Origin of the sequence: Micromonospora sp. NPDC049049, assembly GCF_040649115.1 — a bacterium.
Classification (GTDB): Bacteria; Actinomycetota; Actinomycetes; order Mycobacteriales; family Micromonosporaceae; genus Micromonospora.
Map to the genome: position 1 here is coordinate 16,657 of NZ_JBEZEX010000031.1, position 16,171 is coordinate 32,827.

At 71.1% G+C, this 16,171-nt stretch carries 18 protein-coding genes; 8 read left to right on the top strand and 10 right to left on the bottom strand.

The genetic code is table 11. The features are described 5' to 3' along the window. Nucleotides 1–8: 8 nt before the first annotated feature. Nucleotides 9–362 carry a TraR/DksA C4-type zinc finger protein gene (locus AB0B68_RS26010; protein ID WP_357201408.1) on the bottom strand — a complete coding sequence of 118 codons (354 nt, stop codon included), beginning with the start codon at nucleotides 360–362 and terminating at the stop codon, nucleotides 9–11. A 117-nt stretch (nucleotides 363–479) separates the two neighbouring features. Here AB0B68_RS26010 and AB0B68_RS26015 point away from each other — a divergent pair, with 117 nt between their 5' ends. Further along, nucleotides 480–1,070 carry a TetR family transcriptional regulator C-terminal domain-containing protein gene (locus tag AB0B68_RS26015; RefSeq protein WP_357201405.1) on the top strand — a complete coding sequence of 197 codons (591 nt, stop codon included), beginning with the start codon at nucleotides 480–482 and terminating at the stop codon, nucleotides 1,068–1,070. 121 nt (nucleotides 1,071–1,191) lie between these two features. After that, on the top strand, nucleotides 1,192–1,542 hold the full coding sequence (locus AB0B68_RS26020) for a DUF1330 domain-containing protein (protein ID WP_357201402.1): 351 nt from the start codon (nucleotides 1,192–1,194) through the stop codon (nucleotides 1,540–1,542). Nucleotides 1,543–1,605: 63 nt separating this feature from the next. Here AB0B68_RS26020 and AB0B68_RS26025 read toward each other — a convergent pair whose 3' ends face one another. The 5 genes from AB0B68_RS26025 to AB0B68_RS26045 all read right to left on the bottom strand — a co-directional run bounded on the left by AB0B68_RS26025 (nucleotide 1,606) and on the right by AB0B68_RS26045 (nucleotide 6,781). Then, on the bottom strand, nucleotides 1,606–2,817 hold the full coding sequence (locus AB0B68_RS26025; RefSeq protein ID WP_357263271.1) for a ferritin-like domain-containing protein: 1,212 nt from the start codon (nucleotides 2,815–2,817) through the stop codon (nucleotides 1,606–1,608). Further along, on the bottom strand, nucleotides 2,814–3,659 hold the full coding sequence (locus tag AB0B68_RS26030; protein ID WP_357263274.1) for a PhnD/SsuA/transferrin family substrate-binding protein: 846 nt from the start codon (nucleotides 3,657–3,659) through the stop codon (nucleotides 2,814–2,816). The genes AB0B68_RS26025 and AB0B68_RS26030 overlap by 4 nt, the downstream gene beginning before the upstream one ends. Beyond that, the gene (locus AB0B68_RS26035; protein ID WP_357263277.1) at nucleotides 3,659–4,828 is read right to left on the bottom strand and encodes an acyl-CoA dehydrogenase family protein; all 1,170 of its coding nucleotides are present in this window, start codon (nucleotides 4,826–4,828) and stop codon (nucleotides 3,659–3,661) included. Before AB0B68_RS26035 ends, AB0B68_RS26030 begins: the two co-directional genes overlap by 1 nt. A gap of 77 nt (nucleotides 4,829–4,905) precedes the next feature. Then, nucleotides 4,906–5,850, bottom strand: a complete 945-nt coding sequence (locus tag AB0B68_RS26040) for an ion transporter (RefSeq protein ID WP_357263280.1) — start codon at nucleotides 5,848–5,850, stop codon at nucleotides 4,906–4,908. A 94-nt stretch (nucleotides 5,851–5,944) separates the two neighbouring features. After that, complete coding sequence (locus AB0B68_RS26045) at nucleotides 5,945–6,781, bottom strand: alpha/beta fold hydrolase (protein ID WP_357263284.1); 837 nt, start codon at nucleotides 6,779–6,781, stop codon at nucleotides 5,945–5,947. 65 nt (nucleotides 6,782–6,846) lie between these two features. On the opposite strand from AB0B68_RS26045, the gene AB0B68_RS26050 reads away from it, so the two are divergent. Both AB0B68_RS26050 and AB0B68_RS26055 read left to right on the top strand, forming a co-directional pair. Continuing rightward, nucleotides 6,847–7,545: a helix-turn-helix domain-containing protein gene (locus AB0B68_RS26050; protein WP_357263287.1), complete on the top strand. Its 699-nt coding sequence runs from the start codon at nucleotides 6,847–6,849 to the stop codon at nucleotides 7,543–7,545. 102 nt (nucleotides 7,546–7,647) lie between these two features. Beyond that, nucleotides 7,648–8,007 carry a hypothetical protein gene (locus tag AB0B68_RS26055; protein ID WP_357201381.1) on the top strand — a complete coding sequence of 120 codons (360 nt, stop codon included), beginning with the start codon at nucleotides 7,648–7,650 and terminating at the stop codon, nucleotides 8,005–8,007. A gap of 27 nt (nucleotides 8,008–8,034) precedes the next feature. Here AB0B68_RS26055 and AB0B68_RS26060 read toward each other — a convergent pair whose 3' ends face one another. Beyond that, a complete protein-coding gene (locus AB0B68_RS26060; protein ID WP_357263290.1) occupies nucleotides 8,035–8,496 on the bottom strand; it encodes a GNAT family N-acetyltransferase in 462 nt (153 codons plus the stop codon). Between the two features lie 170 nt (nucleotides 8,497–8,666). Then, the gene (locus AB0B68_RS26065) at nucleotides 8,667–9,524 is read right to left on the bottom strand and encodes an SDR family oxidoreductase (protein ID WP_357263293.1); all 858 of its coding nucleotides are present in this window, start codon (nucleotides 9,522–9,524) and stop codon (nucleotides 8,667–8,669) included. A 95-nt stretch (nucleotides 9,525–9,619) separates the two neighbouring features. Between AB0B68_RS26065 and AB0B68_RS26070 the strand changes: the two genes are divergently transcribed. Then, nucleotides 9,620–10,015 carry a helix-turn-helix domain-containing protein gene (locus tag AB0B68_RS26070; protein WP_238659412.1) on the top strand — a complete coding sequence of 132 codons (396 nt, stop codon included), beginning with the start codon at nucleotides 9,620–9,622 and terminating at the stop codon, nucleotides 10,013–10,015. On the opposite strand, the gene AB0B68_RS26075 is transcribed toward AB0B68_RS26070, so the two are convergent. Further along, on the bottom strand, nucleotides 10,012–10,968 hold the full coding sequence (locus tag AB0B68_RS26075; protein WP_357263297.1) for a DMT family transporter: 957 nt from the start codon (nucleotides 10,966–10,968) through the stop codon (nucleotides 10,012–10,014). The genes AB0B68_RS26070 and AB0B68_RS26075 overlap by 4 nt on opposite strands. On the opposite strand from AB0B68_RS26075, the gene AB0B68_RS26080 reads away from it, so the two are divergent. Next, on the top strand, nucleotides 10,967–12,355 hold the full coding sequence (locus tag AB0B68_RS26080; protein WP_357201369.1) for a PLP-dependent aminotransferase family protein: 1,389 nt from the start codon (nucleotides 10,967–10,969) through the stop codon (nucleotides 12,353–12,355). The genes AB0B68_RS26075 and AB0B68_RS26080 overlap by 2 nt on opposite strands. A 28-nt stretch (nucleotides 12,356–12,383) precedes the next feature. On the opposite strand, the gene AB0B68_RS26085 is transcribed toward AB0B68_RS26080, so the two are convergent. Next, entirely contained in the window at nucleotides 12,384–13,346 is a 963-nt protein-coding gene (locus AB0B68_RS26085; RefSeq protein WP_357201366.1) for an AraC family transcriptional regulator, read from the bottom strand. Nucleotides 13,347–13,699: 353 nt separating this feature from the next. Between AB0B68_RS26085 and AB0B68_RS26090 the strand changes: the two genes are divergently transcribed. Together AB0B68_RS26090 and AB0B68_RS26095 are read left to right on the top strand one after the other, a co-directional pair. Beyond that, nucleotides 13,700–14,362 (top strand): hypothetical protein, encoded by a 663-nt coding sequence (locus tag AB0B68_RS26090; RefSeq protein WP_357263300.1) that lies wholly within the window; start codon nucleotides 13,700–13,702, stop codon nucleotides 14,360–14,362. A gap of 235 nt (nucleotides 14,363–14,597) precedes the next feature. After that, nucleotides 14,598–16,109, top strand: a complete 1,512-nt coding sequence (locus tag AB0B68_RS26095) for a phosphoesterase (protein ID WP_357263303.1) — start codon at nucleotides 14,598–14,600, stop codon at nucleotides 16,107–16,109. Nucleotides 16,110–16,171 lie beyond the last annotated feature (62 nt).

The window sequence follows — 16,171 nt, forward strand, 5'->3', positions numbered from 1 at the left end:
GGCGGCTGTCACCGTCGGGCGGCGCAGGCCACACACGTACGTGCTGACGGGCGGGCAGCCAGCCGTGCGGCGGGAATCGGGCGGCCACAGCCCTCGCACACGCCGTAGCTGCCGTCGTCGACCCGTCGCAGCGCGACGTCCAGCTCGGCCAGGCGTCGGCGGGTGGCGTCCAGGACGGCCGTGAGCTGCGCGCGTTCGAAGGCGATCGTGCTGCCCTCGGGGTCGTGCTCGTCATCGGCGTTGGACGAGCGGGACGCCTCGAAGAGGCTCCGGAGGTCGCCGTCCAGGGCGGTGGCCTGGGCCTCGGTCTGCTCGCGCAGTCGCAGCAGCTCCTCGCGGACCGCGCTGGAATCCCTGTTCATGGCCTCTCCACAGTACCTGGGGGATGACAGCTGTCACATCACTGGCATTCCGAGACGACCGGTCATATCGTGGTGTCTGTCAGGCAGTCGGAACCCTGGGCGGAAGGAGCGCACGAGATGCCACGACCGAAGTCGCCGACCTCCGCCGGAACCCGGCAACGGTTGTCCGACGCCGCGTTGGACCTGTTCCACCTGCGCGGCTACAACGGGACGAGCGTCCAGGACATCGTCGCTGCAGCCGGGGCGCCCAAGGGCACCTTCTACAACCACTTCGCCAGCAAGGAGGACCTCGCCCTGGACTCGGTGGCGAGATACTCCGCGGCGATGGGGCTGGAGATGCTCGACGAGAAGCAGGGCGGCACACCGCTTGAGCGGATCACCGATCATCTGAGATACGTCACCGGCCTCGGCGACACCATGGGTGATCGCGGATGCCTGCTCGGTAACTTCGCCACCGAGATCCCGGCGCACAGCGATGCCCTGCGCAACGCCGTCGACGCCGGCTTCGGCCGCTGGGTGGCCGCGCTCGCCATGGCGATCGAGCAGGCGCGGTCTGCCGGTGAACTGCACGGCGACGAACCTGCCACCGATCTCGCCGGCTTCGTCGTCTCCAGCTACGAGGGCGCGGCAGCCCGGGCGAAGGCATCCGGTGATCCGGCCGCCCTCCGGGAGTTCTTCACGATCACCACGGCCCGGATCCTCACCTGATCCGCGTCCGTTCCCGTCGGTAACAGTCCGGGTCTTTCCATCCGGGGCGACGTGTACCCAATCCAAGACGACCGGTCGTACGCCTTCGGCCGGGGCCAGCACCTGAATTGAGGAGTGAGACATGAGCACGTACCTGATCAATCACCTGCGTATCCCGGGCGGAGTGCCGACCGAGGAGTCCCTGCGGTACCTGGAGCAGGTGCAGGCCACCACCGAGGCGTACGGCGCCAAGTGGCTCGTCCTCGATGCCCAGGTGGAGGTCCTTGAGGGCAGTTGGCCCGGGTCGGTCGTGCTGATCGAGTTCCCCGACGCGGAGACCGCCAGGACCTGGTACAACTCGCCCGAGTACCAGGCGATCCTGGCGCTACGCGTCGATCACACCATCAACGACCTGGTCCTTGTGGACTCCGTCGGCCCGGACTTCACGGTGGCCGGCTACGCGCGTCAGATCCGCACCCTGCTCGGCCAGTGACCAGTTCTCGCTGACCTGCCGTACGCCGATTCCCGCGCACCGCACGTCGTGCGCGGGAATCGGCTACATGAAGTTGCGGGTGTGCAGGGCGGACAGCGCGGCCGCCTCGTCGGGCCGGAAACCCAGGCGGACCAGCCGGCGCTGACGGCCCTGATCCATGGCGTGTTGCAGAGCCCGCACCCGGTCGAAGCCGGCGGACACGTCGTCCGGGTGCCACCCACCCGCCGCGAGCACCACCAACGCGTCGAAGACGTCAGCGTTGAGGCCCGCCGTGTCGACGAGCGCGTCGTGACGGCGGTGGATGGCCGCCCGCAGCCGGTCGCGCAGCAGTGGATCCGACTGCGCCTGATGCTCCAGGTGTGCCATGCCGAACACCACGTGCCGGCGCTCGTCCTGCATGGCGAGCCAACAGATCCGGCGTGTCACCGGGTCCGGGGCGAACTCGTGCAGGAAGGACAGCAGATCGACGAAGCTGCCCTCGCCGAGCACGGAGAGCAGGAACGACGCCAGCGCGAAGTCCGACTCCGCGACGAGGGTGAACAGCGACTGCCGACCGCCGGCGGACGACGTGCCCATCTCGGTGCCCCGTAGCAGTGCCCGCCGGCTGAAGACCTCCATGTGTCGGGCCTCGTCGGCCACCTGCACGGCGAGAAGCTGCACGACCTCCCGGAAGTGCGGGTGGATACGCCCCAGGAACCGGGCCGGCACGACGAGCGCTGCCTGCTCGTTCTCGACCAGGTACGTCATCACCTGCACCACCGCGGCCTCGACGTCGGCCGGCAACGCGAACGGGTCGTCCCACGGCACCGCGGTCTGCGGGTCCCACTGTCGCGCGGCGGCCTGCGCGTACAGGTGGGGGGCGATGTCGGCCCAGACCAGGTCGCGGTCGTCCAGGTCGAACCGGGCTTCGGGACCGCCGGCCTCCAGGAGCGCGCCACGGGCACCGAGCCCCCATCGTCCGGGTGGCCGGCTGCTGAGCGCCGACGGCAGGGCCGGCCCGGCCCGCTCCGCGCCGAACCAGCGGTCGTCGTCCACCGACCCCCGGATGACGACGGCAACCAGGTCGCTCCGGTCACCCCGATCCGGCCACTCGACCCGGTGGCCCCGGCCACGACACCAGGCGGGCAGGTGTACGCGCAGCGCCGGGTCGCGACCGGAGACCGCCAACCGGCCTCCCGGCGGCATCCCGGCCAGGGCGCGCTGCACCAGCACGTGTGCGCCCCCGCCGAAACCCAGCACACCCAGGTCGAGCGCGGCGACAGGTGTCGCGCTCACGGCCGGTAGTCCGTGGCCGTCACCCGCCCGTCGGGGGAGTAGAAACCGCTGGTGTCGACGGCGTCGGCGAGGACGTCGTACCCCGTGATGCGGCCCTCCCGCCAGGCCGTCAACCCCTCCAGGTCCAGCAGCGGACGCACCTGCGGATCGGCGTACGACATGCCGAGCAGGAGCGTGCCGAAGAGCCGGACCCCGTCGGACTCCGGTGCGCGGACCGTCATGTTGCAGTGGTCGTAGCGTGCGGTCTGCGCCACGATCCGGGTTCCCTCGGGCGGTAACGTGCCCTCCTGGACGAACGCCAGATGGTTGGCGTCGATCATGCAGGCGGCGTCGACCTCCCCGGCCACCAGGGCGCGGGCCGCGTCGCGCTCACCGCCGATGTGGTCGCCGTGCAGGCCGACACCCACGTCGAAGCGGCGTACGTCGACAGTGACCCCGCGCGCGGCGAGGTGATGCAACGGGATCAGCGTCGCCTGTGGACTGTCGACCGCCCCGACGGCGACCACGCGTTCGGCGAGGTCCGCGAGTTGGCGCACCGGCGAGTCCGCGCGGACCACCACGACCGAGGTGAGGTCCTGGTCGGTGTCGCGCATGGTGAGCGCGCGTACGGCAGTGCCGTTGGCGGACGCCAGCCGCTCGGCCCGCAGGTAGGCCAGGGGAGAGTTCCAGGCCGCGTCGATCCGCCCGGCGATGAGATCCTCGACCTGTCGCTCGTAGTGCGAGTAGAGGACGAAGTCGAAGTCCAGGCCCCGCCCGCGCAGCCAGGTGCGGAAGCCCTCCCAGATGGTCACCACCTTCGGGTCGTACGCGACAGCGCCCAGCAGAACGGTTGGCGCGGGCATCAGCGGTTGGCCTCGTCGAGCAGTGGCAGCCCGGTGGCGACCCGACCGACGAAATCGTGCAGCGCGTCGGTGGTCGGTGCCATCACCCGGGCCGCGCGGGCGTCCCGGAAACGGCGCTCGAGGCCCAACTCCTTGCGGAATGCGCTGCCGCCGCAGAGCTGCAACGCGCCGTCGGTCACGTCGGCGACGGTCTCGCCGGCGAGCGCCTTGACCTGGAGCACCCGCAGCATCGCGTCGTCGCGGCCGGTCTCCAGGGCGGTGAGCGTGTCACGCAGGAAGGCCCGCAGCGCGTCGGTGCGGATCATCAGCCGGGCGAGGTCGCGTCGGGTGACGGGCGCGTCGCGCAGGGCGGCCCCGGTGTGCGCGAGCGTGGTCCTGGTGAGATGTCGGCCGGCCTCGGCCACCGCGCTGTCGGCCAGACCGAGACAGAAGGCGGCGTTGAGCACCAGGAACCAGGGCAGGACCGCGCCGAGCGCGGTGTCGAGCCCGGCCCCGTCGGCCGCCATCCTCGCCGTCGACGGAACCCGCAACCCGTCGGCGGTCATCGGGCGGGAGCCGTTGCCCCGCAGGCCCAGCCCGTCGAAGTCGCCTGCCACGCTGAGGCCGGCGCTGTCGGAAGGCACCAGCCACAGCGTCATCGGGCCGGCGTCGGGGGTCAGCGGAAGGCTCGACCAGACGTAGCTGTTGGCCTCGCCAGCCGCGGTGACCCAGCTCTTCCGGGCATCGAGGCGGACGGTGTCGTCGTCGGCCGCGGTAGCGGTGCCGGTCGGCGACCAGAAGTGGCTGCGCGAGCCGTACTCGGAGAACGCCAGCGTGGTGAGGTGATCGCCGGCGGCGATGGCCGCGCGGACGTCTCGTGGACCGTGCGCCTCGATGACGGCGGTCGCCGCGTAGTGCATGAGCACCACCATCGCGGTGGATCCGCACTCGGCGGCCAGCCGCTCGATCACCTCGGCGACCGCCCGCATGCCGTGGCCGGCGCCGCCGACCTCGGGCGAGGAGGCCAGGCCGAGGAGGCCGGCTGCGGCGAGAGCATCGACACCCGGACGGGGGAAGGCCCCGTCCCGGTCGACGATCGGCGCCTGCGGGCGGATCACGTCGTCGATCACCGTGCCGAGCGTGTCCGTGGAATCGGTGGCGGTCTGGGCATTGTCGACGCTGGCCGTCATGCCGGTACTCCTTCAGGAGGGCCGATGGGACGTCCGCCGACCCTATCCGAACGCGAGAACGCAGCGCGAGTGTCGAATCACCGTCTGGCGCGGGCGTTGTCCCGGTGGGATCGGCCGTGCCCGTCGTCGCGGTCGATGCGCAACTCGCGTTCCAACTCGGTGATGACCGCCCGCAGATCGTCCAGTCGTTGGGTGAGCGCGATCCGGTCCACCTCGTCCGGTACGCCGTCGCCGTCCTCGTCGTATCCGGGGGCCAGTCGCTCGGTCATCTCCAGCCGGCGGGCCTCCTCCATGGAGTTCACGATGACCGCGATGAGGATGTTGAGCAGCAGGTTGACGGTGACGACCACGTAGCTGACGTAGTAGAGCAGTGTCCACGGTGAGATCGCCATGCCCTGCTCGATGAGGTCCGGCAGCGTCTCCAGAGACAACAGCACGAACAACGTCAGCAGTGACCGGCCGATGTCGCCGTACTCCTCCGGATACCTGTTGCCGAAGATGAGCCAGCCGGCCATCCCGTAGACGTAGAGCGTCACCACGGCCAGGGCGAAGAACCCGGTCACGCCCGGCAGGCTGCGCCACAGCGCGGAGACGATGGTCCGCAGACCTGGCGAGAACCGCACCAGGCGGACCATGCGGACGACCCGGACGACCCGTAGCAGCGCCGGGTCGCCGTGCAGGCCCGGAATGAAGATCGCCGCGATCACCACGAAGTCGAAGACGTTCCAGCCGTGCCGGAAGAAGTCCTGCGGGCGTCTGCCGTACGCCGCCAACCGGATGGCGATCTCGACGACGAAGACGGCTCGGAAGAACAGCTCCAGCCCGTGCAGCACGGTGCCCGCCGGGCTCAGGTCGTCGTACGTTTCCAGGCCGAGAACGATGCCGTTGGCGAGGATGACCACGACGATGGCGATCTCGAAGGGGCGGGACCGGGCGAGCTGGTCGCACCGGTCGGCCCATCCCGAGCGCGGGCCCGGTGTGGACGGCCCACCCCGGGGGGCGGGCACGGGTGCGTCACTCACCAGTCGGCCGGCTCGATCGTGTGACGGTGCGAATGGTGTGCGGGCATGCCCACCAGCCTAGCCAAGATCAAGACAGTGGAGGTCGCGCGACCACTCAGGAGCGGGGCGTCCGCTCTGTCGTCACGGGCGCGGCGAAGAAGGCGGCGAGTGGTTCGACGGTTCTCGGGTGCGCCCGGTTGATGGCGTCGTGACCACTGCGCGGGATGGTCAGGGTCCGGGCGTGCGGCAGCGCGCGGGCCAGCGCCTCGTTCTGGTGCACGTAGTAGGGCGGGCCGTCGGCCCCGCAGGCCAGCAGCACCTCGGCGCGCACCCCGGCCCACCGGGTGGCCGGGCCGTCGTGCGCCAGGATCAGCGCCGCCTCGTCCAGCGTCGTCGGCAGCAGTTCGCCCATGGTCCGGCCGATCGGCGTACGCAGGAACGCACGGATGATCGCGGTCCGAATGCCGAGTGGGAGTTTCGCCCCCGCCATCTGCGAGTTGATCCCGGCGGTCGTGATGGCGAGGCTGCGGGCGGTGTCGCCGGCCTGTGCCGCCGCCCGGGCCGGCGCGAGCCAGCCCGACGGGAAGCTGCCGTCGATCGAGACGGCGGCGTCGTAGAGGGCGAGCCGGTCGATCGGCAGTCGGAGCGCGGCTTCGAGCGCCAGGAAACCGCCACCGCTGTGGCCGATGACGTTGCCGGACCCGGTGTGCTCCAGCGCGGCGGCGAGGTCGTCGACCTCCTGATCCGCGGTGTAGGGCATCGACCTCGGTGGCGCGTCGGCCCGTCCCCGTCGGTTGTAGAGGTGAACGCTGAACCGGTCGGCGAGTGCCGCGGCCAGCCGCCGGTAGACGTCGATCGTCACGCCGCCGCCGTGCACCACGACGATCCCCGGCCCCGTCCCGGTTGAGTGCAGCACGATCGTCGCGCCGTCCCGTGCTGTGACCTGCTCCATGTCTGGTCCACCCTTCTCCCGCCGACAAACAACTGCAAACGACGTTCGCAGTTTACAGTAGGTCAGTGAGCGACGCACCCGCGAGTACCGGCGACGGCCGCCCCGAGCCGCAGTCGATCTGGAGCAGACCCGAACGCGGCAGCCGCGGCCCCGCCCCGGCACACAGTCGGGACGCCATCGTGGAAGCCGCCATCGCCCTGGCCGACGCCGAAGGGCTGGCTGCGGTGTCGATGCGCGCGGTGGCCGCCTCGCTCGGCACCGGTGCCGGATCCCTCTACCGCTACCTGTCGTCCCGCGACGACCTGTTGGACCTGATGACCGACCGGGCCGTGGGGGAGCTGCGCCCGTACCCGCAGGTGGAAGGCGACTGGCTGGAAACGATGGTGCTGCTGGGGCGACGGCAGTTGGCGCTGTTCGGTGCCCACCCGTGGTTGCCCGACGTGATCCATCGGCCCTCGGGCGCCGGCCCGGAGAGCCTGGCCTGGTTCGACAACTGCATCCGGGTCCTGGAGCCCGTGCGCTGCCCGGTGACCGCCAAGTTCGAGGCCATCGCGATGATGACAGGCGTGGTGAGCCTCTTCGCCCGCCGCGAATCCGCCGCTGGGGCGTTCAGCTTCGCCGGGGTGGACCTCACGACGTACCCGCACCTCGTCGCGGCGTTCAGCCAGCCCGCCGGACCACCGCCCCGGGCGGACCTCGTCGAGCGGACCCTGCGCGGTCTGCTCACCGGCCTGCTGGTCGTGGAGTCGACCGAGTCGGGCTGAGCGGATCGGCGTACGGGCGGTGTCCGTCGTTCGTCCGCCACCGCGACGCCCGCTGGTCTAGGTTCTCGATGGTGAGCGGGACCAGCTGCGAAGAGGTGCGCGATGTCCGACCCTGATCTTGCCGACCTGCGCCGACGGGCCACTGACGGTGACCGGGACGCCGTCGACCAGCTCGTCGAGCTCGCGGGGGAGCGGGGTGACCTCACCGAACTGCGTCAGCTGGCCGAGGACGGCAACGCCGACGCGGCGGCCCAGCTTGTCGAACTCGCCACCGAACTCGGCGACATGGGCGAGTTGCGGCGTCTCGCCGACCGGGGCGACAAGGACGCCGCTGACCAGCTCGTCGAGTTGGCCGCGGAGCGGGCCGACGTCGGTGAACTTCGCCGGCTCGCCGACGGCGGGAACCGGGACGCCGCCGACGTCCTGGCCGAGCTCACCGAGGAGCAGGACGAGGCGGAGTAGTCGGCCGGGGCGGGGTGGCGGTCGACGTCACGTCGTGGCGGTGAGGTATCGGCGGTAGCCGAGGGCGGACTGCGCGAACCCGAGGGACGCGTAGAACCGGTGGGCGTCGGTACGCGCGGCGTTCGACACCAGTTGGACCTTGTAGCAGCCGGCCGCCGTCGCCTCGTCGAGCGCCGCCAGCATGAGGGCCCGGGCGACTCCACGACGACGCCAGTCGGACGTGACCACCACGTTCTCCACCACCATGTACGGTCGCGCCCCGTGGGTGAGGTTGGGGACGACGACGGTGTCCAGCGTGCCCACGAAGGTGTCCCCGGCGACGGCCAGCAGGAGGCGGCGGCCAGCTTGGGCGTGCAGGTCACGCCAGGCGGTGGCGAGCCGGTCGGCGTGCGGCCGTGCGTCGTTCGGAGCTAGCTGCCACAGCACGTCGAAGACCAGTTCGGGGTCGTCCTGCGCCACGGCGGCGCGGATGACGACGTCGCCGCTCACCGGGCCGACGCCGGACTGTCCAGATCGGACGATGCGGAATGCCGACGTCGTTGCCCCGCGTACCGGGAGAGCCGGCTGTCGATGTGCCTCACCATGACGCCGAGGATACGGTCACCCGGTGGCGGGCGACGGCGACCTGCCACCGCCGCCCGCTTCGGCGATGACCCCGGTCAGGCCCGCGCCGCCCGCACGGCGTCGCGCAGTGGAGTGCTCGGTCGGCCGATCAGCCGGCTCAGGTCGTCGCTGTCGGTCGCCAGCTCGCCGTCGGCGATGGACTGGTCGAGCGCGGCGACGAAACCGGCGGTGCCCGCGTCCAGGCCGACGTTCTCCAGGGCCGAGGCCAGCTCGGCGGCGGACATGTCCTGGTGAACGACAATGGTGCCGGTCACCTCGGTGACGGCCTCGGCAAGCTCGTCGAAGGTGAACGCCGTACCGCCCAGTTCGTAGACGGCGTTGCCGTCCTCATCCCGGGTCAGCGCGGCCACGGCCGCCCCCGCGTAGTCGGCCCGGGGCGCGGCGGAGATCTTGCTGCCGCCGGTGGCGCCGAGGATCGTGCCGGACCCCAGGTACTGCGGTAGCTGGTCGGTGTAGTTCTCGGTGTACCAACCGTTGCGCAGCACGGTGTAGGCCAGGCCGGACGCGGCGAGCACCTCCTCGGTGGCCTTGTGCTCGGGGGCGAGCGGGTTCGCGGTGGTGTCGGCCTTCAGGATGCTCGTGTACACGAGACGCTCGACGCCGGCGAGCTTGGCGGCGTCGATGACCGCGGTGTGCTGCGCGACGCGCTGACCGGGAGTGTCGCCGGAGATGAGCAGCAGGCGGCGTACGCCGGCCACGGCTCCGGGCAGCGTCGACGGGTCGTCGTAGTTGGCCTTGCGGATCTCGACGCCGCGCGTGGCCAGGTCGGCGGCCTTCTCCGGGCTGCGGACGATGGCGGCGATGTCGCTGGCGGGCACCCCGTTGTCGAGCAGTTGCCCGATCACCAGGCGGCCCAGCCGGCCGGTGGCGCCGGTGACGGCATAGGTGGGCATGGAAACCTCCGGAGGTAGTGACAGATCAGCATGCACTTACGAATCTACAGCACTAACCGACGGGTGGCGTGGGTTAGGCTGGTGAGGTGAGCGACATGCCGGCCCAGGACCCGGCGGGGCCTACCCAGGAATTCGTCAGCGATGTCTTCGCCCGGGGTTGCACCTCCCGCGCGGCCTTCGAGGACGTCACCTCGAAGTGGGCCTCGCTGGCCCTGTTGGCGCTCGGAGAGGGCCGCTACCGCTTCAACGCGCTGCGTCGGCGCATCGACGGGGTCAGCGAGCGGATGCTCTCCCAGACCCTGCAGACCCTCGAACGCGACGGGATGCTCACCCGCGAGGTGCTCACCGCGATCCCACCGCGCGTCGAATACTCGCTGACCCCCCTCGGCGCCCGGGTCGCCGAGCAACTGCGTGGCCTCGCCGATCTGCTGGAGGCATCGGTGCCCGAGGTGCAGACCGCCCGCGACAGCCACGAGCGCGACCGGGGCTAGGACGAACCCACGCCGGCCTCGCGCCGCGTCACGACCGTCCGTGGGCTCTGGCGGATGCGCTGGGTCGCCACGACGCATCCCAGCACCGCCAGCGCCGCCACGATCGAGGCGGGGGAGACCACCTCGCCGAGCAGCAGCGCCGACCATCCCAGGGTCAGCACCGGCTGGGCGAGTTGGACCTGGCCCACCTGCGCTACACCGCCCCGGGCCAGGCCCGCGTACCAGGCGAAGAAGCCCAGGAACATCGAGACCCCGGTGAGATAGCCGAACGCCGACCAGCCGAGAGCGTCGGCCCGCGGCGGACTGACGGCGGCGGCAACGGCCGTGACCGGAACGGTGATGGGCAGCGAGAGCAGCAACGCCCAGCAGATCGTCCGAGCGCCGCCCAACTCGCGGGCGAGCGCGCCGCCCTCGGCGTAGCCAAGGCCGCAGAGCACGACCGCCGCGAGCAGGAACAGGTCGGGCAGGGTGAGGGCACCGCGTACCGCGCCACTGGCGCCGAGAAAGGCGAGAACCGCCAGCAGCCCGCCGGCGCTCACGATCCAGAACAGCGGCGGTGGGCGTTCGCCGGCCCGCAGCACCGCGAACACGGCCGTCATCGCGGGCAGCGCGGCGATGACGACCGCGCTGTGCGCGGAGGTCTGGGTGAGAAGCGCCATCGAGGTGAACAGGGGAAAGCCGACGACGACTCCGAGAGCGACGATCGGCAGCCGTCGCCACTGACCGTGGGTGGGCCGCGGTGCGCCGGTGAGACGCAGGTACGCCCATGCCAGTAGGCCCGCGCCGACTGCCCGGCCAAAGGCGACGAACCACGGGTCGAGTTGCTGCACGGCCATGCGGGTGACCGGAAGTGACAGGCTGAAGCCGAGCACGCCCAGGGCGCCGAGACCTAGCCCGGAGAGCCGGTCCGCTGTTACCGTGTTTTCCGCAGTAGCGCTACTGTTGTCCCTCATGGAAAACGGTAACGCAGCCCAGCGCGTTATCCAAGATCTGCGGACCCTCGCGGCCGTCGCAGGCCCCGGTGCCCGGCTGCCCTCGGTACGAGAGCTGACCGCCCGACATCAGGCCTCGCCGGTCACCGTCGCCGAGGCCATCCGACAGTTGGCGGCCGAAGGGCTGATCGAGGCGCGACCCGGCCGAGGCACCTTTGTGGCCACTGCACCGGACGAGCCGGGCGTACCCGACCTGTCCTGGCAGACCGTCGCGCTCGGGCCCCGCCGGTTCGGTCAGGATGAGATGCAGGCGCTGTTGGCGCTGACGCCCGCCGGAACGATTCCGCTGTCCGGTGGCTACCTCGACGCGGACCTACAGCCTGCCGCTGCGCTCGGAGCCGCCCTCACCCGAGCCGCCCGCCAGCCCGCGAGCTGGCAGCGGGGGCCGGTCGAGGGCCGCGCGGACCTGCGCGCGTGGTTCGCCCGCGAGGCCGGGGCGGGGCTGCATGCCGAGGACATGGTGATCTGCCCCGGCGGGCAGGCCGCCCTGTCGTCCGCGTTGCGGGCCCTCACCGCGCCCGGTGATGCCCTGCTCGTCGAGTCGCCGACCTACCTGGGTGCGTTGGCCGCCGCCCGCGCGGCCGGGCTGCGGGTGGTGCCCGTGCCCGCTGACGCCGACGGGGTACGACCCGACCAACTCGCCGCCGCGTTCGCCCGCACCGACGCCCGGCTCTTCTACTGCCAGCCCCTGTACGCCAACCCCCACGGCGCGACGTTGGCGGAGCATCGCCGGGCGCAGGTCGCCGCTGTCGTCCGCGAGGCCGGGGCGTTCCTGATCGAGGACGACTACGCCCGTGACCTCACCATCGACGATCCGGCTCCGCCACCACTGGCCAGCGACGATCCCGACGGTCACGTCATCTACCTTCGTTCACTGACCAAGTCGACCGCCCCCGGGCTGCGCGTCGCCGCCATCGGAGCCCGCGGCGCGGCCGGAGCGCGACTGCGCGCCGCCCGGCTGCTCGACGACTTCTTCGTCGCCGGACCACTGCAACAGGCGGCGATCGACTTCGTCACCTCTCCGTCGTGGTCGCGGCATCACCGGGCACTGCGCACAGCCCTCCGGATACGCCGTGACGCGTTGCTGACCGCGCTACGCCGGCATCTGCCCGGCATTGCCCCCCCATCGATCCCACGTGGCGGCATGCACCTCTGGGTGCGACTCGCCGCCGGCACCGACGAGGCGGCACTGGTCGCTGCCGCGGCGGCCGAGGGTGTCGCCGTCTTCCCGGGCCGGCCGTGGTACGCGGCCGACCCCCCGGCCCCGCACCTACGCCTCACCTACGCGGCAGCCGCACCCGAACTCATGGACGAGGCCGTTCGACGCCTCGCCCGCGTCCTCGGTTGACCACCGGTCGCCTGTCCGGTGCGTGGTTTCAGGCATTCAGCGTCTCGCGCGGCGGCACACCGAAGCTGGCGTGGTATCGCGCGGTGAACCTGCTGTGGCTGGCGAATCCCCACCGACTGGCGATCGCCGAGACGGTCTCCTGGCGCGGGTCGGCGCGTATCAGGTCGTGGTGCGCTCGGACGAGCCGTACTCGACGCAGGTAGGCCATCGGGGTGGTCCCCAGGTGGCGGCGGAAGGCGAGTTGAACCGCCCGGAGGGAGACGCCGGCGGCGCTGGCGATGTCGGCCGCGCTGATGTTCCGGTCGGCGTGCTCCTCCAGGAACGTGATCGCCCGTCGCAGCGTGGCGGTGGTGGCGTCGTTCCGGTCCGCGGCGGTCGGTTCGGTGAACGCGGTGTTGGGGAAGATCGCGAGCGCCGCCGCGGCGAGCATCCGGGCGGCGTTGCCGATAACCAGTGGCTGTGCCCCGGCGGCCGGGCTGTTCAACACGACGTCGCGGACGAAGCTGGTGGTGTTGCGCCACTGCCGGGCGAGATCCGCGCTGGCGGCACCGAGCTCGGTGAACTCGATCCGACCGGGCCGGCGGGCCGGCGCGGTGGTGGCCACCTGCGCCAGCACCGACAGGTCCAGTACGCAGAGCTCCACCTCACCGGGATGCCAGTGCACGCTGCATGGCTCCTGCGGCCTGGTGACGAGAAAGACGTCCCCGGGGCCGAACCGGTGGTCCGATCCGCCGCAGGAGCGGTCGACGCGTGCGGTGCGGGTGCGACCGATGACCAGCCCATCGAGGGTGCTGGCATCGATCTCGAGGTGCCCGGTCTGTCGGGTGGTCGCGATGGCGAAGGGGCCGGTGTCGACGCGGTGGTGGGTGAGCCGGTACCCGTTCCTGCTCTGGATTCGCAGTTTCGGATCGTAGGTGTCGGACAGGAATTCCTGGATGGCCGTGGGATCACGGCTGTCGAACCGATAGGTCTGCACATGCGATGACGTCATCCGCTGTCTCCGTCCGGTGGAGGTGCCGCCGGGTGCTGGAACGGTTGCCGGCGGCAGGTTCGGGACGTGCCGGGGTGCTCGGCGATGACCGGCACTTCGTTGGCCGGAGGTGCGGTGAAGAGACGCAATATCTGTAGATGGGAATTCCACCATACGACAATCGCCGACGGGCCGTACTGCGAATTACGGCGATGTGTCAGCAGCTCGACTTCGTTTTCCGGCTAGCGCGCCGAATGGTTCTGCGTCCGCTGTCCTAGCCACCCGCGTGGCCGACAGCGAAATCTTGTTCATGATTCGTCGGAGGATGACCGACCGGCTCACTGCCGGGAGGCTGACCCACGGAGGGGGAAGCGTTGGACGGTACCGATCCTGAGCGCGTCGTTCGGCTGGCCGTCGCCGAGGCGCTGGCCCGGGTGGCGGACGAGGACAGCCTGGGTCTGGGCGAGGGAGACGCGCTGGAAGGGCTCGGGCGTGGGCTCCGGGAGGTCCTGCGCCGCGCACTCGACGACCGGGTGCCGCTGACCACGCCGGAGTTCGTCGACCTCTGCCGGAACCTCGGTCTGCACCGTGACGCCTTCGACCTGCTCGGGCACTACCTGATGACCGCGTTGCTGACCCAGCACGTCGGACCGGACGCCCTGATCCGCGTCGGCGTGCTCTTCGGCACTGTCGGGCGTTACCTGCCCGGCGCCCGTCCGGTGGGCCACCGCAACGAGGGTCCCGCCGCACGGCGACGCGACGTGCGCTCGGACAACAGCGTCGTCGGTCGGTACCGGCGCGCCAAGCTGCCGGAGCACCTTCCCAACCCGCCAAGCTGGACCTGCACCGGATGCGGCCGCGAGTGGCCCTGCGCCACCAAGCAGAGTCAACTGCTCGCCGAGTTCGGTGGAGCGCGCGCCTCCCTCGCGGTCTATCTGGGCTCCTGCCTCGTCGCCGCCGCCGAGGACCTGCCCACGATGCCGTTGCCCCGGGTCCGGCTCCGCTTCCTGGGCTGGCTGCCGCGCGCCCGGATCTGACCGGGCCGTCGGCGGGGGACCGGTCGGTGAACGCCCTGGCCCGGCCCCGCCGGGGCCGGGCCGGACGGGACACCGCGCGATCACGGGGTGACCCGCTGCTGACCGGCCCGGCGCTTCGGCCAGGTCGGGGCAGGGTGTTCATCGCGCGCACCCGCTGCGTACGGCGGCTGTTCACCGCCTTCTCCGAGGCTCCTGGATCGAAAGAGCATTCGCTTGATCGAGGAGAGGCTCTCAGGTGAGAGACAAGCATCCCGAAGAGACCGAGCACGCGCAGCTGTCCCGGCGCAAGCTGGTCAAGTACGCGGGCGTCGGCGCGACGCTGGCCGCGGCCAGCCCACTGGTCGGCGCCGGCGCGGCCTGGGCCGCTGAGGACCGCCGACCGGGTGACGACGACAAGACCGACCGGGGTAATTCCAAGAACCGGGTGTGGCGTGCGGGCGACCACCACATCCACTCCGAGTACAGCGGCGAGTTCGACACCACGAAGTCCCCGATCGTCTTCCACAAGGGCGCGGACGCGGTCTACCCGATCGTCACCAACGCCATCATGGCGAAGAACTTCGGCCTGACCTGGGCGATGTGCACCGACCACGGTGGACCGACCCACTCGAAGGTGAACATCGAGCAGGCGTACCCCGACCTGCTGCGGTCCCGCAAGCTGGTCCCCGAGGTGCTTCAGTTCTGGGGAATGGAGTTCGACGCGCCCTCGCTGGACCACCACACGCTGATGATCCCGCGCCATGAGGACGAGGCGAAGCAGCTCTTCGAGCTGGAGAGCCGATTCGCCAAGTACGACGCGTTCCCCACCGACCCGGCCCGCGACACCGAGGCCAAGATGGTGGAGTTCCTCAAGGTGGCCCGGGGCATGCCGCACAAGCCGCTGGTGATCGCCCACCACGCGTCCCGTTCGGCGCCCGGTCTCGGCGTCTACGGTCAGGACACCCCGCGCGAGTTCCGCAACGGCAACAACGCCGCGCCGGACGTCTACATCGGCTTCGAGGGCGCGCCCGGTCACCAGGCCGGCCCGCTCAACGGCGGCAAGCGGGGCGGCTACGGCAACCACCCCACCTACGGCGGCTTCGACCAGATGACCGCCCGGGTCGGCGGCCTGTGGGACTCACTGCTCGGCGAGGGCCGGCGCTGGTGGATCACCGCGACCTCGGACTCGCACGTGCACTGGACCCGGGGCGGCTCCGACTTCTGGCCCGGCGAGTACAGCAAGACGTACGTGCACGCCCGCCAGGACTACGGCGACATCATGGACGGCCTGCGCAACGGCCGGATCTGGGTCACCACCGGTGACCTGATCCGCAGCCTCGACGTCACCGCCACGTCCCAGGGCAGGACCGCCGAGGTCGGCGAGACGATCACGGTGAGCCGTCGTAGCCGTACCGATGTCGAGATCGAGATCACCTTCCGCCCGCTGGGTGGGGTGAACGCGAACGGCGACCGACCCCAGGTCCGCCGGGTCGACCTGATCGTCGGCCAGATCACCGGCCCGAGCGCCAGCCTGGACGCCGACACCAATCCCACCACCACCGTGGCGGCCCGGTTCGGCCCGCGGGACTGGCGTCGGCGGGGCGACAGCTACGTCATCCGGCACACCCTGCGCAATGTCGAGGCGGACACCTACGCACGGGTGCGCGGCACCAGCACCGACGAGGCCGAGCCGCTCGCCGACGGGCTGGAGAGCCCGTGGGACGACCTGTGGTTCTACTCGAACCCGGTCTTCGTGCACGTGCGCTGACCGGTGCGGTAGCGACATCGCGGGCCTGTCCGGCACCGCTCGACGGACGAGGTCCGGTGGTG

What these genes read in the sequence shown, in the direction of transcription:
- AB0B68_RS26010 (WP_357201408.1), bottom strand. Translation starts at nt 362, where the DNA reads ATGAACAGGGATTCCAGCGCGGTCCGCGAGGAGCTGCTGCGACTGCGC.
- AB0B68_RS26015 (WP_357201405.1), top strand. Translation starts at nt 480, where the DNA reads ATGCCACGACCGAAGTCGCCGACCTCCGCCGGAACCCGGCAACGGTTG.
- AB0B68_RS26020 (WP_357201402.1), top strand. Translation starts at nt 1,192, where the DNA reads ATGAGCACGTACCTGATCAATCACCTGCGTATCCCGGGCGGAGTGCCG.
- AB0B68_RS26030 (WP_357263274.1), bottom strand. Translation starts at nt 3,659, where the DNA reads ATGCCCGCGCCAACCGTTCTGCTGGGCGCTGTCGCGTACGACCCGAAG.
- AB0B68_RS26035 (WP_357263277.1), bottom strand. Translation starts at nt 4,828, where the DNA reads ATGACGGCCAGCGTCGACAATGCCCAGACCGCCACCGATTCCACGGAC.
- AB0B68_RS26045 (WP_357263284.1), bottom strand. Translation starts at nt 6,781, where the DNA reads ATGGAGCAGGTCACAGCACGGGACGGCGCGACGATCGTGCTGCACTCA.
- AB0B68_RS26055 (WP_357201381.1), top strand. Translation starts at nt 7,648, where the DNA reads ATGTCCGACCCTGATCTTGCCGACCTGCGCCGACGGGCCACTGACGGT.
- AB0B68_RS26065 (WP_357263293.1), bottom strand. Translation starts at nt 9,524, where the DNA reads ATGCCCACCTATGCCGTCACCGGCGCCACCGGCCGGCTGGGCCGCCTG.
- AB0B68_RS26070 (WP_238659412.1), top strand. Translation starts at nt 9,620, where the DNA reads ATGCCGGCCCAGGACCCGGCGGGGCCTACCCAGGAATTCGTCAGCGAT.
- AB0B68_RS26080 (WP_357201369.1), top strand. Translation starts at nt 10,967, where the DNA reads ATGGAAAACGGTAACGCAGCCCAGCGCGTTATCCAAGATCTGCGGACC.
- AB0B68_RS26075 (WP_357263297.1), bottom strand. Translation starts at nt 10,968, where the DNA reads ATGAGGGACAACAGTAGCGCTACTGCGGAAAACACGGTAACAGCGGAC.
- AB0B68_RS26085 (WP_357201366.1), bottom strand. Translation starts at nt 13,346, where the DNA reads ATGACGTCATCGCATGTGCAGACCTATCGGTTCGACAGCCGTGATCCC.